This window comes from Shinella fusca, from assembly GCF_014203155.1.
GTDB classification, from domain to species: Bacteria; Pseudomonadota; Alphaproteobacteria; order Rhizobiales; family Rhizobiaceae; genus Shinella; species Shinella fusca.
Genome location: NZ_JACHIK010000016.1, coordinates 77418 through 99219 on the forward strand (window position 1 = coordinate 77418; position 21802 = coordinate 99219).

A 21802-nucleotide genomic window follows, 5' to 3' on the forward strand; every position below is an offset into this window, starting at 1 on the left:
TGCCTATTCGGCGGAGCTTTCCGCGGGCGCGGCCTCGGGCTTCGCCTTGCGCTTCAGGTTGCGCCGGATCATGCCGAGGTCGGCGCCGCCGATGAGGAAGGCGACGGAGAAATAGACGACCATGGCGAAGGCGACCAGGAGGCCGAGGGCGAAGACCTGCTCGTAGATCGGCGAGCCGTGCGCGAGGCGGCCGGCGAGGTAGCCGGAGGCATATTCGAGCGAGACCGCCATGACGAACGTCGCGATCAGCAGGCGCACGATGCGCCACAGGAGCGCCTTTTCCAGCGGCCAGTGGCCGCGGCGGGCGAGCGTGACGAAGAGCATCAGCGCCGTCAGCCAGCCGGAGACGGCCTCGGCGGTGGCGATGCCGCGCTCGTGGAAGATCGGAAAGAGCGTGACGGCGAGGATGCAGTTGACGACGACCGAGACGAGCGTGATGCGCATCGGCGTCTTGGTATCCTCGCGGGCGAAGAAGCCGGGGTTGAGCGCCTTGATCATCACGAAGCCGGGAAGGCCGAGGCCGTAGATGGCGAGCGTGCCGGCGACGACGGAGGTGGTCTGAGGGCTGAAGGCGCCGCGCTCGTAGAGGACGCGGACGATCTCGTCCGAGATGACCCAGAGGGCGCCGGCGGCCGGCAGCGTCAGGAACAGCACGAATTCCAGCGAGCGGTTCTGCAGGTTGCCCGCCTCGCGCTCGTGGCCGGATTTCAGCGCGCGGGCAAGCTCGGGCAAGAGCACCACGCCGACGGCGATGCCGACGACGCCGAGCGGCAACTGGTAGACGCGGTCGGCATATTGCAGGGCGGCGATGGCGCCGTCCTTGGTGGAGGCGATCATCTGGCCGATGAGCTGGTTGATCTGGGTGATGCCGCCGGTGACGGCCGCCGGCAGGGCGAGCCAGAGCAGCCGGCGGACATTGTCCGTCATGCGCGGGCGGCGGAAGCCGATGCGCATGCCGGCATAGCGCACGCCCGCATAGAGGACGGCCATCTGCAGGAGGCCGGCCGCGAGCACCCCCCAGGAGAGATACCAGGCCGTCTCAAGCGGCGAGGCGCCCTGCCAGAGACCGTAGCCGAGCGCGCCGATCAGCACGAAGTTGAGGAAGACCGGCGCGACGGCGGCGGCGAAATAGTGGTGCAGAGAATTGAGCATGCCCGAGAGCATCGCCGTCAGCGACATGCACATGAGATAGGGGAACATGACGATGGCGAGCTTGACCGTCACGTCGAACTTTTCCGCATCCCCCACAAATCCCGGCGCGATGATCCAGGAGACGATGAGCGGCATGGCGAATTCCATCGCCACCGTCAGCATGAAGAGCACGGTGAAGAGGACACCGAAGACCTCCTCGGAGAAGCGCTTGGCCCCGTCGAGCCCGCCGGCCTCGATCTCCTTGGCGAAGAGCGGCACGAAGGCGGCGTTGAACGCGCCCTCGGCGAAGAGGCGGCGGAAGAGGTTCGGGAAGCGGAAGGCGGCGTAGAAGGCGTCGGCCATCGGCCCGGTGCCGAGCGCTGCGGCCATCAGCGTCTCGCGCGCGAAGCCGAGCACGCGGCTGCCGAGCGTGGCGCCGCCCACCGTCACGAATTTCTTGACGAGACTCATTGTTCTGCCCTGATCCTTTTCGGCGTGGCGGGAGCGGGCGCGATCATGCCGGGCGGCATGCGGTCGCGCGCCTCGTCCCCCTCGTCCGCCATGACGGCCTTCAGCCGCGCGACGATGTTGGCCTGCCGGTTCTCGGCGGTGACCTTCTGGCCGACGAGGTCGGTGACGTAGAACGTGTCGATGACCTTCTCGCCGAAGGTGGTGATATGGGCCGAGGCGATGTCGAGCGAGAGGTCCGAAAGCACGGCGGTCACTTCCGACAAAAGGCCAGGCCGGTCAAGGCACTCGATCTCGATGACGGTGAACTTGTTCGACAGCGTGTTAGAAATGGTCACGGCCGGCGAGACGGTGAAGGCGCGGCTGCGCTTGCGGCCCTTCGTGCGGTTGGCGATCACCTCCGGCAGGCGCTTGCGGCCGGCGAGCACGTCCTCGATCATGCGGCCGATGGTGCCGGCGCGGCGCATCTCGTCCGCATCGTTGGGGAACTCGCGGTTGACGAGAATCGTGTCGAGCGCGCGCCCGTCGGAGGTCGTGAAGATCTGCGCGTCGACGATGTTGGCGCCCGCCGCCGCGCAGGCCCCGGCGATCACCGTCAGGAGGCGCGGATGGTCGGGCGAGAGCACCGTGATTTCGGTGATGGCGTGGAAGGAATGGGTGCGCACCATGGTCGCCAGCGTCTGGCGCGCCCGGTCCGCCTCGCGGATGAAGGCGGCATGGCGCACCTGGTCCTCCAGCGAGACCGTGAGGAGGTAGGGATCGTAGTGCAGCTTGGTATAGGTCTTGCGGTCCTTCTGGCTCCAGTCGGCGGGCAGCGCCTCGGAGAGCGTGTCGCGCGCGGCCTGCGCGCGCTCCCTGCGCGACAGCTCGGAAAAGCCGCCGGAAATCAGAAGCTCCGTCTCGTAGTAGAGCGTGCGCAGGAGCTGGCCCTTCCAGCCGTTCCATACGCCGGGACCCACGGCGCGGATGTCGCAGACCGTCAGCACCAGCAGCATCTTCAGCCGCTCCATCGACTGCACCTTCTCGGCAAAGTCGACGATGGTCTTGCGGTCGTTGAGGTCGCGGGTCTGGGCGACCATGGACATGGTCAGGTGCTCCTCGATCAGCCAGACGACCAGCTCCGTCTGCTTCGGCGTGAGCCCGAAGCGCGGGCAGAGCTTTCGCGCGACCCTGGCGCCTGCCACGGAATGATCCTCCGGCCGGCCCTTGGCGATATCGTGCAGCAGCACCGCGACATAGAGCGGGATGCGGTCCTCGATGCCCGGCATCAACTGGTAGCTCAGGGGATGGGCCTCCTTCTCGCGGCCCTGGTCGATATCGGAGAGGATGCCGACGGAACGGATCAGGTGCTCGTCGACCGTATAGTGATGATACATGTTGAACTGCATCATCGCGACGATCTTGCCGAAATCGGGAATGAAGCGGCCGAGCACGCCCGACTCGTTCATGCGCCGCAGGATGAGCGCCGGGTCGCGCGGCGAGGTGAGGACGGAGAGGAAGAGCCGGTTTGCCTCCTCGTTCTCGCGCAGCGCCCCGTTGATGAGCTTGAGCGAGCGCGTCACCTGCTTCAGCGCGTCGGGGTGGAATTCCAGATTGTTGATGTCGGCGATGTGGAAGAGGCGGATGAGGTTCACCGGATCGCGCTTGAAGACGTCCGGGTCGGCGATGGTGATGCGGCCGCGGTCTTCGAGGAAATCCAGCGTACCGGCGATCTTGCGGGTGCGGCGGGTGAAGCGGCTGATGACGGCGGTGAGGCCGGGGGCCTCCTTGGCCTGCTGGTCTTCCAGCGTGGCGCAGAAGATGCGCGTCAGGTCCCCGACATCCTTCGCCACGAGGAAATAGTGCTTCATGAAGCGCTCGACGGCGGAGAGGCCCGGATGCGGCTGGTAGCCGAGGCATTCGGCGATCTCGCGCTGGATGTCGAAGGAGAGGCGTTCCTCCGCCTTGCCCGTCAGGAAATGCATGTGGCAGCGCACGGCCCAGAGGAAATCGTCCGCCTTGCGGAAGAGCTTGTATTCCTGCCGCGACAGGACGCCGAGCTTCACCAGCTCGGCCGGGTCGCGGATATGGTAGAAATACTTGGCGATCCAGAACAGCGTGTGCAGGTCGCGAAGCCCGCCCTTGCCTTCCTTGACGTTCGGCTCGACGAGATAGCGCGTGTCGCCCGCCTTGCGGTGGCGCTCGTCGCGCTCGGCGAGCTTGGCGGCGATGAACTGCGGGCCGGTGCCGCGCATGATCTCCCGGTCGAAGCGCAGCCCGAGCTCCTCGAACAGCGCGGCCGAGCCGCTGATATAGCGCGCCTCGAGGATCGCCGTGCGGATCGTCATGTCGCCCTTGGAAAGCTGGATGCATTCTTCCAGGTTGCGCGTGGCGTGGCCGACCTTGAAGCCGATATCCCACAGGATATAGAGCATGAACTCGATGGCCGGCTCGCTCCAGGCGGCCGGCTTTTCCGGCAGCAGGAAGAGAAGGTCGATGTCCGAGCCCGGCGCCAGCGTGCCGCGGCCGTAGCCGCCGACGGCCGTGACCGTGATACGCGCGGCCGGCGGGGCCTGGCCGGCGCTGAAGACGTGGTTGAGCGTGAAATCGTGCAGGACCGAAATGAGCTGGTCCTGCAGCCAGGAGATGCGCGCGGCGCATTGCAGGCCGCTGCCGTCCTCGAAAAGCAGCTCGCGGGCGCGCTCGCGGCCGGCGGCATTGACCTTCTTGAACTCGGCCAGGAGCTCGCGGCGCATCCGGTCGCGGTAATCGGCATTGGTGCTGGCGATGAATTCGCAGCGGGCGCGCAGCGCCGAAACGTCGAGAAGGCCGGATTCGGCCGGCGCCAGGAGCTTCTTTTCCATCGGATGCCGGCCCGCGTCCCGCTTGTCGTCCACCGCCCGTTCGGTTCGCATGCCTATAGACCCTTTCAGCACGCGAGGACAGGACCCTAGCGGCTAGCGGTTGCCAAGTTCTTTCTTCAGCGCATAGAGCGCGTCGAGCGCCTCGCGCGGCGTCATGTCGTCCGGGTTGAGGCCCTTCACCAGCTCTTCCACCTTCGAGGGGCCGGCGCCGCGCTGCGCCTCCTCCCGCCGCACCGCCACCTGGAAGAGCGGCAGGTCGTCGATGAGCTGGCTCGCGGGGTTCTTGCGGTCGGCGTCCTCCAGCTTGGCGAGCACGTCCCGCGCACGCGCCACCACGGAGGGCGGAAGGCCGGCAAGGCGCGCCACCTGGATGCCGTAGGAGCGGTCCGCCGCCCCGGGGCCGACCTCGTGCAGGAAGATCACGTCGCCGTCCCACTCCTTGACGCGCATTGTGGCGTTGGAAAGGCGGGAAAGCTTCTCCGAAAGCACGGTCAATTCGTGGAAATGGGTGGCGAAGAGGCCGCGGCAGCGGTTGGCTTCGTGCAGGTGCTCGACGGCGGCCCAGGCGATGGAAAGGCCGTCGAACGTGGCGGTGCCGCGGCCGATCTCGTCGAGGATGACGAGCGAGCGGTCGGTCGCCTGGTTGAGGATCGCCGCCGTCTCGACCATCTCGACCATGAAGGTGGAGCGGCCGCGGGCGAGATCGTCCGACGCGCCGACGCGCGAGAAGAGCCGGTCGACGACGCCGATATGGGCGCTTTCGGCCGGAACGTAGGCGCCCATCTGCGCGAGGATGGCGATGAGGGCGTTCTGGCGCAGGAACGTCGACTTACCGCCCATGTTGGGGCCGGTGAGCAGCCAGATCGCCCCGTGGCCCTTGCCGTCCGCCGGAGAGAGGTCGCAGGAATTGGCGACGAAGGCGGCGGCCTGCTGGCGGCGCAGCGCCTGCTCGACGACCGGGTGGCGCCCGCCGACGATGGCGAACATCGTCGAATTGTCGACCACGGGCCGGCAATAGGCCTGCTCCTCGGCAAGCGCGGCGAGCCCGACGGAGACGTCGACGACGGCAAGCGCGCGGGCCGCCGCCTTGATCGCCTCTGCCTCCGAGACCACCGCCTCGACGAGCCCGTCGAAGGCGGCAAGCTCGATGGCGAGCGCCCGGTCGGCGGCATTGGCGATCTTGGTCTCCAGCTCGGAAAGCACCGTCGTGGTGAAGCGCATGGCGCCAGCCATGGTCTGGCGGTGGATGAAGCGCGCCTTCGCCTCGTCGCCGTCCGTCAGCGCCGAGGCGTTGCCGGCGGAGACCTCGATGAAGTAGCCGAGCACGTTGTTGTGCTTGATCTTCAACGACTTGACGCCCGTCTCCTCGGCATATTGCAACTGGAGGCCGGCAATGACGCGGCGCGACTGGTCGCGCAGCGCCCGCATCTCGTCCAGTTCGCCATCGGCCGCCTCGCGGATGAAGCCGCCGTCGCGCTTGAGGAGCGGCAGCTCGTCGGCGAGCATGAAGGACAGGCGATGTGAAAGATCGACCGGCAGGGCGGCAATCGCCGTGCGGGCGGCGGCAAGCTCGCCGTCGAGGTCTTCCGCTGCCATCAGCCGGGCGATCTCCGCGGAGGCGGAAAGGCCCTGCAGGATGGCGCCGAGGTCGCGCGGGCCGCCGCGGCCGAGCGCGATACGGGAAAGGGCGCGCGGCATGTCGGGTATCTGCTTCAGCGTCCGGCGCAGGTCCTCGCAGAAGGACGGGCGGTCGGCGAGCGTCGCGATGGAATCGAGCCGGGCGTTGATCGCATCGGGGTCGGTGAGCGGCGACATCAGCCGCTCGGCGAGAAGCCGCGCGCCGCCGCTCGTGACCGTGCGGTCGATGGCCTTGAGGAGCGTGCCGCTGCGCTCGCCGGAGAGCGTGCGCACCAGTTCGAGATTGGCGCGCGTCGCCGGGTCGATGAAGAGCGTTGCGGCCGAGCTTTCCCGCTCCGGCCGGCCGAGCGGCGGGCGCTCGGCGATCTGCGTCTTCTCGACATAGGCGACGGCAGCGGAGGCGGCGGCAAGCTCGGCGCGCGAGAAGGTGCCGAAGCCGTCGAGCGTCGAGACGGCGAAATAGCGGGCGATACGGCCTTCCGCCGTCGCGCTGTCGAAGAGCACGGCCGGCTGCGGGACGGCGACGCGCCCGACGACATCGAGGACGGGGCGGAATTCCGGATCGTGGAACAGCGTGTCCGGCACGATCAGTTCGCGCGGATCGATGCGCAGGATATCGGCGAGAAGCTGGCCCTGCGCCGTCTCCGACAGGCGGAAGATGCCGGTGGAGATGTCGATCCAGGCGAGCGCCATCGACGGCTCGCCCCCGCCGCGGATGCGCGCGACGGCCATCAGGTAGTTGGCGTCGGACGGCGAGAGCAGCTTTTCCTCGGTCAGCGTGCCGGGGGTGACGAGGCGCACGACGTCGCGGCGCACGACGGATTTCGAGCCGCGCTTCCTGGCCTCCGCCGGGTCTTCCACCTGCTCGCAGACGGCGACGCGGAAGCCGACGGCGATCAGCTTCTGCAGGTAATCGTCCGCAGCATGGACCGGCACGCCGCACATCGGAATATCGAGACCCATGTGCTGGCCGCGCTTCGTCAGCGTGATGCCGAGCGCGCGCGAGGCGTCCACGGCGTCCTGGAAGAACAGCTCGTAGAAATCGCCCATGCGGTAGAACAGCATGCTGTCGGGATTGGCCGCCTTGATCTCGATATACTGCTCCATCATCGGCGTTGCCGATGCGCGGCTTTCATCGCTGGCGAGGTCCGCCGTCGACAGGATATCGGTCTGGCGCGCACTATGATCGTTCACGGAGATACTGTTTCTTCCAAAACGGAGGGTCTGTTCTTCCCAAAAAAGAGGTGCCACCCTAGCCGCGCGACGATATAGAAAACAACAGGCGTTGAGACGCTACGGGCCTATCGCCCACAGGAGTGTGAAGGGGGGAGCATGCCGGGAACCGACAAATCCGATCGCCAGAGGGCAACCGTCACGGATACGGAGGCGCTGGACTTCCACGCCAACGGCCGTCCCGGCAAACTCGAAATCACACCGACCAAGCCGATGGCGACGCAGCGGGACCTCTCGCTCGCCTATTCGCCGGGCGTCGCCGTGCCGGTGAAGGCCATCGCCGAGGACCCGGCGACCGCCTACGACTACACGACGCGCGGCAACATGGTCGCCGTCATCTCGAACGGCACCGCCATCCTCGGCCTCGGCAATCTCGGGGCGCTCGCTTCCAAGCCCGTGATGGAAGGCAAGTCCGTCCTCTTCAAGCGCTTCGCCGACGTCGATTCCATCGACCTCGAGGTCGATACCGAGAATGTCGACGAGTTCATCAACTGCGTGCGCTACCTCGGCCCCTCCTTCGGCGGCATCAACCTCGAAGACATCAAGGCGCCCGACTGCTTCATCATCGAGCAGCGCCTGCGCGAACTGATGGACATCCCCGTCTTCCACGACGACCAGCACGGCACCGCCATCATCGCCGCCGCCGGCCTCATCAACGCGCTGGCGCTGACGGGCCGCGACTTCAAGACGACGAAGCTCGTGTGCAACGGCGCGGGCGCGGCCGCCATCGCCTGCATCGAGCTCATCAAGGCGATGGGCTTTGCGCCGGACAACGTCATCCTCTGCGACACCAAGGGCGTCATCTACCAGGGCCGCGAAGAGGGCATGAACCAGTGGAAGTCGGCCCATGCGGTCAAGACCGACCGCCGGACGCTCGCCGACGCGCTCGCCGGCGCGGACGTCGTCTTCGGCCTTTCGGCCAAGGGCGCCTTCTCCGAGGAGATGATCCGCTCCATGGCGCCGCGGCCGATCATCTTCGCCATGGCCAATCCCGATCCGGAAATCACGCCGGAAGAGGTCGCCCGCATCCGCGACGACGCCATCGTCGCGACCGGCCGGTCGGATTATCCGAACCAGGTCAACAATGTGCTGGGCTTTCCCTACATCTTCCGCGGCGCGCTCGACGTGCGCGCCTCGACGATCAACGACGCGATGAAGATCGCCGCCGCCGAAGCGCTCGCCAAGCTCGCCAAGGAGGACGTGCCGGATGACGTGGCCGCCGCCTACCAGGGCGTGCGCCCGCGCTTCGGGGCGCAGTACATCATCCCCGTGCCGTTCGATCCGCGCCTCATCTCGGCAATCCCCGTCGCCGTCGCCAAGGCCGCGATGGAAACCGGCGTCGCGCGCAAGAACATCCCGGACCTCGACGCCTATGCGCGCGACCTCAAGGCCCGGCGCGACCCCATCGCCTCGACGCTCCAGCAGATCTATGCCCGGGTGCGCCGCCAGCCCAAGCGCGTCGTCTTCGCCGAGGGCGAAGAAGAGCAGATGATGCGCGCCGCCGTCTCCTACGCCAACCAGCAGCTCGGCACGGCGATCCTCGTCGGCCGCGACGATCGGATGCGCGAGGTCGCCGAGCGCGCCGGCATCGATCTCGACCGGCCAGGCATCGAGCTGCTGAACGCGCGCATCTCCACGCGCAACGACGCCTATATCGACTATCTCTATGCCCGCCTGCAGCGCAAGGGCTTCCTCTACCGCGACGCCCAGCGCCTGATCCACAACGACCGCAACCACTTCGCGGCGTGCATGGTGGCGCTCGGCGATGCGGACGCGATGGTGACGGGCCTCACGCGCAACTACTCCACCGCGCTGGAGGACGTGCGCCGCTGCATCGACGCCAAGCCCGGCCACCGGGTGATCGGCGCCTCGCTCGCGCTCTGCCGCGGCCGCGCCGTGCTCGTCGCCGATACCGCCGTGCACGACATGCCGACCTCGGAGGAACTGGCCGATATCGCGGAAGAGGCTGCCGGCCTTGCCCGCCGCCTCGGCTACGAGCCGCGCGTCGCCATGCTCGCCTATTCGACCTTCGGCCATCCTTCGGGCGAGCGTTCGGAGCGGGTGCGGGAGGCGGTGAAGATCCTCGACCGGCGCCGCGTCGATTTCGAATATGACGGCGAGATGGCGGCGGACGTTGCGCTCAACCCGCGCATCATGGAGCAGTATCCGTTCTGCCGCCTTTCGGCGCCCGGCAACGTGCTCGTCATGCCGGCGTTCCACTCGGCGTCGATCTCGACAAAGATGCTGCAGGAGCTCGGCGGCTCGACCGTCATCGGCCCGCTGCTCGTCGGCCTCGACAAGTCGGTGCAGATCGTCTCGATGGGCGCAAAAGACAGCGACATCGTCAACATGGCGACGCTCGCCGCCTATAATTCCGGCGTCTGAGGCGGACAAAAAAGCCGCCCGTCCCGGAGGTCTCGGGCGGGCGGCAAATCGGACTTCGGCGACCTCGCCTAGCTGGCGAAGCGCCCGGCGTCGGCACCGTAGTAATTCAGGTAACGGCCGGAGATCTTGCCGATCGGCAGGACGATCAGCACGTCTGTCGTGTTGAAGGCATGGTCGACGACGGCGCCCTCGCCGATCATCGCGCCGAGGCGCAGATACCCCTTGACCAGCGGCGGCATGGCGGTGAGCGCCTTGCGCGCATCGACCCCTTCGGCCGGCATCAGGTCCATGGTGCGCAGGAGCTCCGGCCGTGCCGCAACGCTCCACTCGTCCTTCGCCTTCACGTTATGGTGCAGGAAGGAAAGCGCTAGCGCGTGTTCCTCCGGCACCGTGCCATGGAAGGAGGCGCAGCCGAACATGACGTCGATGCCGTATCGCAGCGAATAGGCCCAGGCGCCCTGCCAGAGCAGTTCCACCGTGCGCTTGGTGCGGTAGGCCGGCAGCACGCAGGAGCGGCCGAGCTCCATGAAACGCTTGTCCGGATGGCGGGCGATCAGCGCGTCCACGTCGAATTCCGACTGGGAATAGAAACCGCCGGAGGTGGCGGCGACCTCCTGCCGCAACAGGCGATAGGTGCCGACGATCTGCTCTTCGGCATCGCCCTCGATGGAGGTATCCAGCACGAGGAGGTGGTCGCAGACCATGTCCCAGGCATCGACATCGCGCTTGCGGCGCACGGCATCCGGCGAAAGCTGCGCCTGCATCTCCTCGGCGAAGACGCGGTATCGCACGGCCTGCGCGGCGTCGATCTCTGCCGGCGAGCGGGCAAGGCGGGTTTCCAGGTTGCCGATGCGGCCGAGCACGTCGGTCGCCGCCTGGCCCGCCACGGAGCCCGGTTCCTGGGCGATATCCGCCGGAGCGGTGGTCTGGGCGAGGTCGAGGGTCATGGCAATCTACCCGTTGAGAGAAACTGTGCGGTTCTAACCACGATTCTGCAACAGGATAATGACGTAAAGCAGGCTTGGATAGCGAAAACGCGCGTCAGGTTCCGGCGCGCCGGGCAAGCCGGGCGACCTCGGCGGCAAGCCGCGCCGGATCGGCGGGCTTTGCCAGCACCGCGGCGGCCCCGGCGCCCGCAAGCGCCTCGGCAAGGCCGGCGCGGCCGTCCGCCGTCAGCACGATGACCGGAAGGCGGGTGCCCTCCGCGATCCGCGCGATCATCTCCGTCCCCTCCCCGCCCGGCATGCCGAGATCGGTGACGACGAGGTCGACGGCAGGCTCGTCGGAGAGCGCGGCAAGAAGGCCGGCATAATCCGGCACATGCCGCACCACATGGCCGGCGCGCTCCAGCATGGCGCGTACCAGCATGGCGTTCACCGGATCGTCCTCGGCAAGCAGGATGCGCACGCCCGCCGGAACGGAAGAGACGGGTTCGGCCACGGGCGCGGGCGGCGGCGGGTCTTTCAGGATCGGCCGGTTGTCGTTGATCGCGTCGCGCACCTCGATGCCCTTCATGCGGCCGCGCAGCACCTCGACCAGCGAGCGCTCGCGCAGCGGCCGGATGAGCCAGGAATCGTAGCCCTCGCCGTTGCCGAGGGCCCGGCCGCCGCGCTCCTCGGGGTTGACGAGGTAGATGCGCCGCGCCGCGCTCTTGCGGAAGAAGGCGAGGTCGGCAAGTTCCCGGCGGAAGGCGCCGGCAAGGCGGTTGTCGACGATCATGTCGGTAAGCTCGGTGCCGCTGACGGCAAGGCGGCGGGCGATATCCGCGGCATCGGCGACGGAGGAGGCCGCATGGCAGGCCCCGCCCAGCGCCTCGATCGTGCGCACGAGCGCGGCGGAGGCCGGGCCTTCCGGCGCAAGGAGGAAGACGCGGCTGCCCTTGAGCACGGTCCTGCGCGAAGCCACCTCGCCCGCGCCCTTGCGGGCATCGACCGGCATGCGGATGGTGAAGGTGCTGCCCTTGCCGGGCGTGCTTTCGAGCGTCAGCGCGCCGCCGGCCTCGGTGAGGATGCGGGCGGAGATGGCGAGGCCGAGGCCGGTGCCGCCGCTGCGCTGGGCCGCGCTTCCCGTCTGCTCGAATTCCTCGAAGATGCGGGCCTGCTCCTCGGCATTCATGCCGGGGCCGGTGTCGGTGACGCGGATGACGACGGCGCCGCGCTCCAGCCTGGTCTCCAGGAAGACGCCCCCCGCATGGGTGAACTTCACCGCATTGCCGACGACGTTGTAGAGCACTTGGCGCAGGCGCGGCGCGTCATAGGTCAGGAGCCCCGGCACCTCGGGCGAGACGAAGGAGCCGATCTCGATGCCCTTCTCGTGGGCGCGGCTGGAGAGCATCTCCACCACGCTTTCCAGCATCGGCCGCACCGGCTCCTCGGAGGGACGGAGCTGGAAGCGGCCGGCCTCGATGGTGGAGAAGTCGAGGAGGTCGTCGACGAGCTGGACGAGGGCATGGCCGGACTGGCGGATGCCGGCGAGATAGTTCTTCTGCTCGGCCGAAAGCCGCGTCTGGCCGATGAGATGCGACATGCCGAGAATGCCGGAGAGCGGCGTGCGGATCTCATGGCTGACGGTGGCGAGGAGGCGCGATTTCGCCGCGCTCGCCTCTTCCGCGCGCTGGCGGGCGCGCTCGCGCTCGCCTTCGGCGCGGCGCTCCTCCGTCACGTCGCGGGCGATGGAATGGATGACGAGGTCGCCGGAGGCGGGATCGCGCACGGTGACGTCATGCCAGGAATAGACGCGCCGGCCCGCCGGGCCGTTCACCTCGACATCGTAGCGGTGTGCGGCGGCCTGCGAGCGGAAGGTAAGGCCCAGCGCCTCGCAGGTCCGGCCCTCGACGAGGGCTGCGCCCGTCAATTCGCCGAGCACCGCATTGGCGCGGATGATGCGGCCGTCGAGGGCGCGCATGACGACGATATCGCCGAGCACGTCATGGATGGCCGAAAGGATCTGCGAGGTCTCGCTGCGCTCCCAGGAACGATCGTCCGACGTCTCGCCGACGGGTGCCTTTCCGGCCCGCCAGAGGAGAAGGCCGCCGGCGATGCCCGCAAGGCCGAGGCCGGCGGCAGCGGCATAGAAGCCGGCAACCGCACCGGCCGCGACCACCAGAGCGGAGAAGAAGAGCGCGACGACCGCCAGCAGGCCGAAAAGCCCCGCATGGCCGTAGGCCGGCACGGCGCCGGTCGCGCCGGCCGCTTCGCGGCGCGCGCCGTCCTCCGGCCCTTTTGGCAAGGAACGGCCGGGCCGCGGCGATGCTTCGGCGAATTCGGCTTCGAGCCTGTCCTGTAGCTTGGCGGGTTCGCTCATGACGATCCGCTTATCACGCGGACCGTTCAAATCGGCTTCAGCAAGTCGTTCGAATTTTAACGACCGCGGCGGCGCAGCAGCACGAGCTCGTCGAAGACGACCAGCACCGCGCCGATGGTGATGAAACTGTCGGCGAGGTTGAAGACGGCGAAGGACCAGGTGGCCGTGTGGAAGAGCACGTAGTCGATCACGTAGCCGAACAGCGCCCGGTCGATGAGGTTGCCGAACGCGCCGGCGATGATGAAGGCATAGCCGGCGTGGGCGAGCCCCCGCGCCTTCGGCGTCTGGTGCCAGAGCCAGATGACGAAGCCGACGACGAAGAGGCGCAGCGTGACGATGAACCAGCCCTCCATGCCCGAAAGCATGGAGAAGGCGACGCCGTAATTGTAGGTGCGGTAAAGCGCCAGCATGGGCATGACCGGCACCGGCTCCTGAAAGGGAAGCCAGGCCTCGACGGCGAATTTCACCGCCTGGTCGAGGAGGAGCGCCAGGAGGATAACGACGATCACCGGCACCGGCCGGGACATGAGGGGGACACGTTCGTTCATGCGCGGTCTTCCAGCGTCAGCAGGTGGCGGCGCGCCTCGAAGAGCATGATGCCGGTGGCGATGGCAAGGTTCAGCGAATCGGCACGGCCGGCCTGCGGGATACGGGCGAGCGCATCGGCCTCGCGGGCAAGCGCCTCCGGCAGGCCGGACTGCTCGTTGCCCATCAGCAGCACGACGGGCTTCTTTTTATAATCGATGGTGCGGTAATCGACCGCGCCGGCAAGGTGGGTGGCGACGACCGAGACGCCCGCCCCCTTCTTCCAGGCGAGGAAATCGGCGGGGCTCGCCTTCACCAGCGGCAGGGCGAAGACCGAGCCCATGGTGGCGCGCACGGTCTCCATCGAATAGGGATCGGTCGTTTCGCCGACGAGGATGACGCCGCTCGCGCCCGCCGCATCGGCCGTGCGGATGATCGTGCCGAGATTGCCGGGATCGCGCACGCGGTCGAGCGCCACATAGGTCTCGTTTGCCGCGGGCTTCAGGTCCCGGATATCCGTCCAGCGCTGGGTGAAGATGCCGACGACCATCTGCGGATTGTCGCGCCTCGTGATCGAGGAGAGCACCTTCTCGCTCACCTCCAGCACCAGCCCGCCGCGCGCCACCGTCTTCGTCGCGCATTGCACGACCTGAGGCTTGTCCTTGACGTTCTTGGCATAGACCAGCGTCCTGATCTCGAAGCCGAGCTCCAGCGCGTCGATGACGAGCTTCAGGCCCTCGGCCATGAAGCTCTTCGTCTCGTCGCGGTGCTTCTTGTCCGACAGCGCCTTGATGTCCTTGACGATCGGGTTGGAAAGGCTCGTGACCTCCTTTACCTGACCGACGCGGCGGCTCCCATGATGTTCGTGGCTCATGTGCTGATCCATCGGCTGAAGAGGGAGGTGGAGAGCGCGCGGCCGGCATCCCGGCCCTCGCCGCTCTCGCGGATGACGAGCTCGCCCGATTCCACCGTGCCGCCCGCCCCGCGCATCGTCTCGCGCGTCAGCTCGTGGATGGAATAGAAGCTCGCGCGGATCGAATAGGCCGTCAGCACGAGGCCGATCGCCTTCGGCGACAGAATCTCCCGGCAGATGTCGAGCATCAGCGGCAGGTGGTCGAAGAGATGCCAGACCTCGCCGTTCGGGCCTCTACCGAATTTCGGCGGGTCGGTGAGGATGATGTCGTACTTGCTGCCGCGGCGCTCCTCGCGCTGGATGAACTTCATCGCATCCTCGCAGATCCAGCGGATCGGCAGCTTCTCCATGCGGCCGAGCGCCTGGTTCTCGCGCGCCCAGCCGATGGCCTTCTTCGAGGCGTCGACATGGGTGACTTCCGCGCCGGCGGAAGCGGCGACCAGCGAGGCGACGCCGGTATAGCCGAAGAGGTTCAGCACCTTGACGGGGCGGCCCGCCGTCTCGACCTTCTCCTTCATCCAGCGCCAGTGGGCGAGCTGTTCGGGGAAGACGCCGACATGACGGAAGGCGGTGAAGCGGCCGTGGAAATCGACGCCGAGGAGCTGCATCGGCCAGGTCTCGCCGAGCGCCGCCTTCGGGAACTTCCAGCGCCCCATGCCGTCCTCGTCCGTATCGCCGGTGAAGACGGCATCGGCCTTGTCCCAGACGCTCGCCGGGAGGCTGCGCTGCCAGAGCGCCTGCGCTTCCGGACGCACGATGCGGTAGGGGCCGTACTGCTCCAGCTTCTCGCCGGCGCCGCTGTCGATGAGGCGGTACTGGTCGGAGCCCGCCGTTTCGAGGATCACCGGCACGCGCTCGGCGGGCTTTTCGCCCTCGCGGCGCATCAGCGGGCGGGCGGGCGCCTCCGGCGCCGGGCGCTGTTCCTTCTTCGCAAGCGGGGGCCTTGCGGGCTGGGCCTTGGCTGCCGGCCTTTCGGCGCGCGCCCTTGCGGGCGCGGCGGGGCCGTTCTTCGGCCGGCGATTTCTGTCCTTCACGATCGATCGTCCGTCGTCGGTTGAAACTTGCCGGCAGCGCCGGAAACAAGCGGTCCCCATACCATCCCTCCCCCACTTGGCAAAGCGCTTTCCGATTGCGATAAATCGAAGCCGACAAGGGAGGATCGATCATGGACATGTCCGGCGAAGAACGCATTGCCGCGCCGCGCGAGGCCGTCTGGGCGGCGCTCAACGACCCGGAGGTGCTGAAGGCCTGCATTCCGGGCTGTCAGTCGCTGACCATGAAATCGCCGACCGAGCTGGAGGCGACGGTGAAGATCAAGATCGGCCCCGTCTCGGCCACCTTCAACGGCGAGGTGACGCTTTCCAACCTCAATCCGCCGGAAAGCTACACGATCTCCGGCGAGGGCAAGGGCGGCATCGCCGGCTTTGCCAAGGGCGGGGCGGACGTGCGCCTTGCCGAGGACGGCGACGGCACGATCCTGTCCTACGACGTGAAGGCGCAGATCGGCGGCAAGCTCGCCCAGCTCGGCTCGCGGCTCATCGATTCGACCTCGAAGAAGCTCGCCGCGCAGTTCTTCTCCGATCTCGGAGAGAAGCTGAACGGCGGCGCGGCCTAGATCATTTTCCGGGAGAGGGCAGCACGGCCTGCGAGGCGATGGCCTCGGCGCGGGTGCGGTGCTTTTCGGCTTCGGTGTGCCACTTGACCGCCTCGCTCGCCTCGATGCGGGCGCGCTTGCGGTGCTTGCCCTGGGTGAACCAAGTCGCGAGCGAGCCGACGACGAGGCCGAAGATCACGGCCAGGAAGAGATAGACGAAGAAGGGCGCGGTGACCGAGAGGACGCTGTCCTCCGGTCGGAACGGATTGAGCGCCAGCGTCACGGATTGCCGGTTCGCCACCGACAGCACGATCAGCACGATGCCGATCGGGATGAGGACGAGGACGTTGACGATTTTCTTGATCATGGGGTCACCCTGTCGGCGCGAAAGCCTCAATCATCCTGGTCGGCCTGGCCGGGATTGAGGCGTTCGCGCAGTTCCTTGCCGGTCTTGAAGAAGGGAACCCACTTCTCCTCGACGAAGACGGCGTCGCCCGTGCGCGGGTTGCGGCCCGAGCGCGAGGGACGGTTCTTGACGGAGAAGGCACCGAAGCCGCGCAGCTCGACGCGGTTGCCGGCCGCCAGCGCATCGGTGATCTCGTCGAGGACCGCGTTGACGATGTTCTCGACGTCGCGGTGGTAGAGATGGGGATTACGGGCGGCGACGATCTGAACCAATTCCGACTTGATCACGGTATCCCCCTAAAAGTTCTTGTTTTTCAATCGCGATCAACCTGCCAAACCGAGACCAGACCGTCAAGAAACAACTTTTCGCCGGTCAGCTTTTCGATTGTCGGCTGAAGGTCGACGGGAAGGCCCAGCACGGAGCGGGCGAATTCGCGCATGCTGCTGCCGAGGAACGGAAAGCCGGAGCGGCCGGCGGCCTCGTAGTCGACGACGGGAAGGTCCGCCTTCACCTTGCGCCCGTCGAGATAGGCGCGGATCGCCTCCGGCCCGCCGAGCGTATCGACCAGCTTGTTGGCGAGGGCCTGGCGGCCGGTGAAGATGCTGCCGTCGGCAAGGCGCAGCACCTCGGCGCGCGGCAGCTTGCGGCGCTCGGCGACGAGGTCGACGAACCAGTCGTAGCTGTCCATCACCATGGAGCGGATCATGGCCTTGGCGTCCTCGCTCGCCGGGTGGAAGGGCGAGGGCTCGGCCTTCAGCGGCGCGGACTTGATCTCCTCCAGCGAGACGCCGATCTTGTCCATCAGCTCCTTCATCTGCGGGTACTGGAAGAGGACGCCGATGGAGCCGGTGATCGAGCTTTCGCCGGCGATGATCGTGTCGCCGGCCGTCGCGATCATGTAGCCGGCGGAGGCGGCGAGCGTGCGCACGTCCGAAATGACGGGCTTCTTCTCCGCCACCTTGCGCAGCGCCTTGAAGATGACCTCGCCGCCATAGGTGGTGCCGCCGGGCGAGGCGATCGTCACGACGAGGGCTTTCGCCCGGTCGTTGCGGGCGATGCGGTCGAGGCGTTCCAGAAGCTCGGCATCGTCCTGGATGATGCCGGTGATCTTCACCCGCGCGATATGGTCGCCCGCCTCGCCGCCCGGCCAGCGCCAGGCGACGGCGGCGAAAACGGCGGCAAGCGCGACGAGGATGGCCGCGACGCGCCAGAAGGTGAGCTTGCGGCGCAACTGCCGGCGGTCGGCGATGGCGGATTGGTCCATTCCCTGTCGTCCCTTGTCCTTGTTGGCGCCCCTTATGGAGGGGGTGACTTGCCGAAGACCCTATCGATATGGCATTCCCCGTGGGAATGGCAATTCATCGCTGAACTTTCTTGGCCTCCATTGTTTGTTCAGGAATAATCGCCATATGGAGCCCGTTACAGACGCAACCCGTGATTTGCAGGGCGTCGGGCAGCTGGAAATTCAAGCAGGCAGGATGCTGGAAAGCGTGACAGACGCGCCCACGGGCGCACCGGGCATGGGTGTTTCCGCCGAGGCCTACCGCCTCGCACGGCGCCATTCCGCGCGCGTGCGCTTCTTCAAGGTGGCGCTTCCGGCCGCTGCGCTCGTCATCGGGGCGATCTTCGCGGTCGTATCCTTCGTGCGCACCTACCTTCCCTCCGACCTCCATGTGGAGAGCGCCTCCATCGAGGACGGCAAGATCGTCATGCAGAGCCCGGCGATCGCCGGGCGCAACAAGGACGGCATCAGCTATTCGATGAAGGCCGAGCGGGCGCTGCAGGACATCAAGCAGCCCGACGTCATCACGCTCGAGAACATCACGGCGCAGATGCCCGTCAACGAGAGCACCGTTGCCGAGGTGATCGCCAAGACCGGCATCTACGACCGCGGCGGCAACCTGCTCGACATGGTTGCGCCCTTCACCATCAACCTCAATACCGGCCTGAAGGCCGCCTTCCAGTCCGCCCATCTCGACATCAACGGCGGGACGCTCACCTCCGACCAGCCCGTTTCCATCCATTCGCGCGCCGCATCCATTGTTGCGCAGTCGCTGCGAATGACGGATAAAGGCCATGTCATCGTCTTCGAGGGCAAGGTCGTCGTCGACGTCGATCCTGCCGCCATCCGCAACAAAGAACAGTAAGAGCGCCATGTTCGCCACCCTTTCCGCCCCCGTCCGGGCCGCCAGTCTCCTGGTTCTTGCCGCAGGCTTCGCGCTTTCTGCCGGCGTTGCCGGTGCCCAGACCGAGAGCAAGATGACGGGCATGCAGCTCTCCAACGACCAGCCGATCCAGATCCAGAGCGACAAGCTGGAAATCCACGACCAGGAGCGCCAGGCGGTCTTCACCGGCAACGTCAAGGTGGTGCAGGGCACGACGACGCTGCAGGCCGGCAAGATGGTCGTCTACTACACCTCGGGCGGCGGCTCGGTGGCCAGCGGCGATGCGGATATCGAGAAGATCGACGTCTTCAACAAGGTCTACCTCAAGTCCCAGACGCAGGAGGCGACCGCCGACACCGGCACCTTCAACATGGTCAACCAGACGCTGCAGCTCAAGGGCGACAAGGTCGTGCTTTCGGAAGGCGAGAACGTCTTCGTCGGCTGCCAGCTCAACGTGGCCATGAACACGGGCGAGGCCAGGCTCGACGCCTGCGGCGGCCGCGTCATGATCCAGCTGGATCCCAAGTCCCGCAAGAAAACGAACTGAGTAGCGCTTTCCTCGTGACCTTTCCCCTGCTCAACCGCCTGACGCGCCGCCACCGGAACGCCGCGCACGAGCCGCAGCGCAGCACCGATATCGCGCGCTATGAAGGAACCCTCATCGCCCGCGGGCTGACGAAGGCCTACCGCGACCGCCGCGTCGTCAACGGCGTCTCGCTGGTCGTGCGCCGCGGCGAGGCCGTCGGCCTGCTCGGCCCGAACGGCGCCGGCAAGACGACCTGTTTCTACATGATCACCGGGCTCGTGCCGGTCGATGAGGGCTCGATCGAGATCAACGGCCATGACGTGACGACCATGCCGATGTACCGCCGCGCGCGGCTCGGCGTCGGCTACCTGCCGCAGGAAGCCTCGATCTTCCGCGGCCTGACGGTGGAGGAGAACATCCGCGCCGTCCTCGAGGTGCACGACAAGGACAAGGCGCGCCGCGAAGAAAAACTCGACAGCCTGCTTGCCGAATTCTCGATCTCGCATCTGCGCAAATCGCCGGCCGTGGCGCTTTCGGGCGGCGAGCGCCGGCGCCTCGAGATCGCCCGCGCGCTTGCCACCGACCCGACCTTCATGCTGCTCGACGAGCCCTTCGCCGGCGTCGACCCGATCTCCGTCGCCGACATCCAGGCGCTGGTGCGGCACCTGACCTCGCGCGGCATCGGCGTGCTCATCACCGACCACAACGTGCGCGAGACGCTCGGCCTCATCGACCGCGCCTATATCATCCATGCCGGCGAGGTGCTGACCCACGGGCGGGCCAACGACATCGTCAACAATGCGGACGTGCGCCGCCTCTATCTCGGCGACAATTTCAGCCTCTGAGGCGCCGGCCGGCCGCGATCTTCACCATGGCTGCGGCTTGCGCTTGACCAAATCCATCAAAAAAGCAATTTTCGGGCCAGTTGGATTTTCTCGCCCCCATGGCCGGGGCGCCTCTTCGGGAGCCGGTCGTCCGCATGGCCCTTGCCGCCAGCCTTTTCCTGCGCCAGAGCCAGTCGCTGGTCATGACGCCGCAGCTCATGCAGTCGATCCAGCTCCTGCAGATGACGCATCTGGAGCTGACGCGCTTCATCGAGCAGGAGGTCGAGAAGAACCCTCTCCTGGAGATCGCCGCGAACGATGACGGTCCGCGCGAGGACGGGCGCGCGGCAGCGGACGAGCCGGGCGAGGCCGGCGCCGGCGATGACGCGCCCCAGCCGGACCTCTACGATTCGGCCGTCGGCGGTGCGACGTCCGACACGTTCGACGGCGGCCTCGACAACGTCTTTCCCGACGATGCCGGCCCGCGCGCGGCCGATGCGCCGGAACTTCTCGGCCAGTGGAAATCCATGCCCGGCGGCAGCGAGGACGGCGAGGGCTACGACCTCGACGCCTTCGTCGCCGGCCGCAAGACGCTGCGCGACGTGCTCGGCGAGCAGATCCCCTTCGTGCTGGCCGATCCGGTGGACCGGCTGATCGCCCAGCATCTCGTCGACCAGCTCGACGAGGCCGGCTATCTCCAGGGCAGCACGGCGGAGACGGCGCTGAAGCTCGGCAAGCCCGCCGGCGACATCGAGCGCGTGCTGTCCCGCCTGCAGGAACTGGATCCGCCCGGCGTCTTCGCCCGTTCTCTCGGCGAATGCCTCGCCATCCAGCTCAGGGCCCTCGACCGGCTCGATCCGGCCATGGCCGCGCTGCTCGACAATCTGGAACTGCTCGCCCGGCGCGATTTCGCCACGCTCAAGAAGCTGTGCGGCGTCGGCGAGGACGACCTTCTCGACATGCTGGCGGAAATCCGCAAGCTCGACCCCAAGCCCGGCGCGCGCTACGAGGCGAGCGGCACGGAGGCCGTGGTGCCGGATATCGTCGTGCGCGCCGCGCCGGACGGAAGCTGGCTGGTCGAGCTCAACCCCGACACCCTGCCGCGCGTCCTCGTCAACCGCGACTACTATGCCAGCGTCTCCGCCCGCACGAGCCGCGACAGCGCGGACTACGGCTTCCTCAACGAGTGCCTGCAGACCGCCAACTGGCTGACCCGCAGCCTCGACCAGCGCGCCCGCACCATCATGAAGGTGGCAAGCGAGATCGTGCGCCAGCAGGACGCCTTTCTCCTCCACGGCGTCGACCACCTGCGACCCCTCAACCTGAAAACGGTCGCCGAGGCGATCGGGATGCATGAATCGACCGTCAGCCGCGTCACCTCGAACAAATACATGCTGACGCCGCGCGGGCTCTTCGAGCTGAAATATTTCTTCACCGTCTCCATCGGCTCCGCGGAGGGAGGAGACGCCCATTCGGCCGAGGCCGTGCGCCACCGCATCCGTGCCCTGATCGCCGAGGAGCGCCCCGAGGCGGTGCTTTCCGACGACGATATCGTCGAAGCCCTGCGCAGGGGCGGCGTGGAGCTTGCCCGCCGCACGGTCGCCAAGTACCGCGAGGCGATGAACATTCCCTCCTCGGTGCAGCGGCGGCGGGAAAAACGGGCGCTCGCGAAAGCCGCCGGCGCCTGAAACAAAGGCGGGGAAAGCGGCGTTTCCCCCTGCCAGACGTTAACAATGCCTGAATCGGACGATTGACTTCACGGGCTGGACCGGCTAATGCGCGCCCCAATTCCGAAGGGAAGACAGGCCGGAATTCCAGGGATATCCCCGCTTTTCTCTATCGTGCAGC

General features: G+C 67.2%; 17 protein-coding genes. 6 read left to right on the plus strand and 11 right to left on the minus strand.

Annotated elements, in window-relative coordinates; translation table 11 throughout:
- Positions 1 to 3: 3 nt before the first annotated feature.
- The 3 genes from murJ to mutS all read right to left on the minus strand — a co-directional run bounded on the left by murJ (position 4) and on the right by mutS (position 7274).
- Positions 4 to 1602, minus strand: a complete 1599-nt coding sequence (gene murJ / locus HNQ66_RS18990) for a murein biosynthesis integral membrane protein MurJ (protein WP_184145750.1) — start codon at positions 1600 to 1602, stop codon at positions 4 to 6.
- Positions 1599 to 4442: a [protein-PII] uridylyltransferase gene (locus HNQ66_RS18995; protein ID WP_246434357.1), complete on the minus strand. Its 2844-nt coding sequence runs from the start codon at positions 4440 to 4442 to the stop codon at positions 1599 to 1601. Before HNQ66_RS18995 ends, murJ begins: the two co-directional genes overlap by 4 nt.
- A gap of 93 nt (positions 4443 to 4535) precedes the next feature.
- Entirely contained in the window at positions 4536 to 7274 is a 2739-nt protein-coding gene (gene mutS, locus HNQ66_RS19000) for a DNA mismatch repair protein MutS (RefSeq protein WP_343059556.1), read from the minus strand.
- Between the two features lie 138 nt (positions 7275 to 7412).
- Between mutS and HNQ66_RS19005 the strand changes: the two genes are divergently transcribed.
- Complete coding sequence (locus HNQ66_RS19005) at positions 7413 to 9698, plus strand: NADP-dependent malic enzyme (RefSeq protein ID WP_184145752.1); 2286 nt, start codon at positions 7413 to 7415, stop codon at positions 9696 to 9698.
- A 68-nt stretch (positions 9699 to 9766) separates the two neighbouring features.
- Here the strand turns inward: HNQ66_RS19005 and olsB are convergent, their stop codons facing one another.
- The 5 genes from olsB to HNQ66_RS19030 all read right to left on the minus strand — a co-directional run bounded on the left by olsB (position 9767) and on the right by HNQ66_RS19030 (position 15473).
- Positions 9767 to 10645, minus strand: coding sequence for a l-ornithine N(alpha)-acyltransferase (gene olsB, locus HNQ66_RS19010; RefSeq protein ID WP_184145753.1), 879 nt, complete (start codon positions 10643 to 10645; stop codon positions 9767 to 9769).
- Between the two features lie 94 nt (positions 10646 to 10739).
- Positions 10740 to 13001, minus strand: a complete 2262-nt coding sequence (locus HNQ66_RS19015; protein WP_184145754.1) for a hybrid sensor histidine kinase/response regulator — start codon at positions 12999 to 13001, stop codon at positions 10740 to 10742.
- A 56-nt stretch (positions 13002 to 13057) separates the two neighbouring features.
- Positions 13058 to 13549 (minus strand): signal peptidase II, encoded by a 492-nt coding sequence (lspA, locus tag HNQ66_RS19020; protein ID WP_184145755.1) that lies wholly within the window; start codon positions 13547 to 13549, stop codon positions 13058 to 13060.
- Positions 13546 to 14400, minus strand: coding sequence for a TrmH family RNA methyltransferase (locus HNQ66_RS19025; protein ID WP_184145756.1), 855 nt, complete (start codon positions 14398 to 14400; stop codon positions 13546 to 13548). The genes lspA and HNQ66_RS19025 overlap by 4 nt, the downstream gene beginning before the upstream one ends.
- The gene (locus tag HNQ66_RS19030; protein ID WP_343059557.1) at positions 14397 to 15473 is read right to left on the minus strand and encodes a class I SAM-dependent methyltransferase; all 1077 of its coding nucleotides are present in this window, start codon (positions 15471 to 15473) and stop codon (positions 14397 to 14399) included. Before HNQ66_RS19030 ends, HNQ66_RS19025 begins: the two co-directional genes overlap by 4 nt.
- A gap of 131 nt (positions 15474 to 15604) precedes the next feature.
- Between HNQ66_RS19030 and HNQ66_RS19035 the strand changes: the two genes are divergently transcribed.
- The gene (locus HNQ66_RS19035) at positions 15605 to 16054 is read left to right on the plus strand and encodes an SRPBCC family protein (protein WP_184145757.1); all 450 of its coding nucleotides are present in this window, start codon (positions 15605 to 15607) and stop codon (positions 16052 to 16054) included.
- A gap of 1 nt (position 16055) precedes the next feature.
- On the opposite strand, the gene HNQ66_RS19040 is transcribed toward HNQ66_RS19035, so the two are convergent.
- The 3 genes from HNQ66_RS19040 to sppA are packed head-to-tail and all read right to left on the minus strand — an operon-like array spanning position 16056 to position 17703.
- Positions 16056 to 16400, minus strand: a complete 345-nt coding sequence (locus HNQ66_RS19040; protein ID WP_184145758.1) for a LapA family protein — start codon at positions 16398 to 16400, stop codon at positions 16056 to 16058.
- A 26-nt stretch (positions 16401 to 16426) separates the two neighbouring features.
- Positions 16427 to 16726 (minus strand): integration host factor subunit beta, encoded by a 300-nt coding sequence (locus tag HNQ66_RS19045; RefSeq protein WP_117367685.1) that lies wholly within the window; start codon positions 16724 to 16726, stop codon positions 16427 to 16429.
- Between the two features lie 26 nt (positions 16727 to 16752).
- The gene (gene sppA, locus HNQ66_RS19050) at positions 16753 to 17703 is read right to left on the minus strand and encodes a signal peptide peptidase SppA (RefSeq protein WP_184145759.1); all 951 of its coding nucleotides are present in this window, start codon (positions 17701 to 17703) and stop codon (positions 16753 to 16755) included.
- Between the two features lie 214 nt (positions 17704 to 17917).
- Here sppA and lptC point away from each other — a divergent pair, with 214 nt between their 5' ends.
- The 4 genes from lptC to rpoN all read left to right on the plus strand — a co-directional run bounded on the left by lptC (position 17918) and on the right by rpoN (position 21642).
- Positions 17918 to 18586, plus strand: a complete 669-nt coding sequence (gene lptC / locus HNQ66_RS19055; protein ID WP_184145760.1) for an LPS export ABC transporter periplasmic protein LptC — start codon at positions 17918 to 17920, stop codon at positions 18584 to 18586.
- Positions 18587 to 18593: 7 nt separating this feature from the next.
- Positions 18594 to 19151, plus strand: coding sequence for an LptA/OstA family protein (locus HNQ66_RS19060; RefSeq protein WP_184145761.1), 558 nt, complete (start codon positions 18594 to 18596; stop codon positions 19149 to 19151).
- Positions 19152 to 19189: 38 nt separating this feature from the next.
- Positions 19190 to 19975 (plus strand): LPS export ABC transporter ATP-binding protein, encoded by a 786-nt coding sequence (gene lptB, locus HNQ66_RS19065; RefSeq protein WP_210308830.1) that lies wholly within the window; start codon positions 19190 to 19192, stop codon positions 19973 to 19975.
- Between the two features lie 134 nt (positions 19976 to 20109).
- Positions 20110 to 21642 carry an RNA polymerase factor sigma-54 gene (gene rpoN / locus HNQ66_RS19070; RefSeq protein ID WP_184145762.1) on the plus strand — a complete coding sequence of 511 codons (1533 nt, stop codon included), beginning with the start codon at positions 20110 to 20112 and terminating at the stop codon, positions 21640 to 21642.
- Positions 21643 to 21802: the final 160 nt, after the last annotated feature.

Excerpts from the sequence above, each read along its gene's own strand:
- rpoN (WP_184145762.1), top strand. The coding sequence starts at position 20,110 with ATGGCCCTTGCCGCCAGCCTTTTCCTGCGCCAGAGCCAGTCGCTGGTC.
- lptC (WP_184145760.1), top strand. The coding sequence starts at position 17,918 with ATGCTGGAAAGCGTGACAGACGCGCCCACGGGCGCACCGGGCATGGGT.
- HNQ66_RS19035 (WP_184145757.1), top strand. The coding sequence starts at position 15,605 with ATGGACATGTCCGGCGAAGAACGCATTGCCGCGCCGCGCGAGGCCGTC.
- HNQ66_RS19005 (WP_184145752.1), top strand. The coding sequence starts at position 7,413 with ATGCCGGGAACCGACAAATCCGATCGCCAGAGGGCAACCGTCACGGAT.
- sppA (WP_184145759.1), bottom strand. The coding sequence starts at position 17,703 with ATGGACCAATCCGCCATCGCCGACCGCCGGCAGTTGCGCCGCAAGCTC.
- lspA (WP_184145755.1), bottom strand. The coding sequence starts at position 13,549 with ATGAACGAACGTGTCCCCCTCATGTCCCGGCCGGTGCCGGTGATCGTC.
- HNQ66_RS19060 (WP_184145761.1), top strand. The coding sequence starts at position 18,594 with ATGTTCGCCACCCTTTCCGCCCCCGTCCGGGCCGCCAGTCTCCTGGTT.
- olsB (WP_184145753.1), bottom strand. The coding sequence starts at position 10,645 with ATGACCCTCGACCTCGCCCAGACCACCGCTCCGGCGGATATCGCCCAG.
- HNQ66_RS19015 (WP_184145754.1), bottom strand. The coding sequence starts at position 13,001 with ATGAGCGAACCCGCCAAGCTACAGGACAGGCTCGAAGCCGAATTCGCC.
- HNQ66_RS19040 (WP_184145758.1), bottom strand. The coding sequence starts at position 16,400 with ATGATCAAGAAAATCGTCAACGTCCTCGTCCTCATCCCGATCGGCATC.
- murJ (WP_184145750.1), bottom strand. The coding sequence starts at position 1,602 with ATGAGTCTCGTCAAGAAATTCGTGACGGTGGGCGGCGCCACGCTCGGC.
- HNQ66_RS18995 (WP_246434357.1), bottom strand. The coding sequence starts at position 4,442 with ATGGAAAAGAAGCTCCTGGCGCCGGCCGAATCCGGCCTTCTCGACGTT.
- HNQ66_RS19025 (WP_184145756.1), bottom strand. The coding sequence starts at position 14,400 with ATGAGCCACGAACATCATGGGAGCCGCCGCGTCGGTCAGGTAAAGGAG.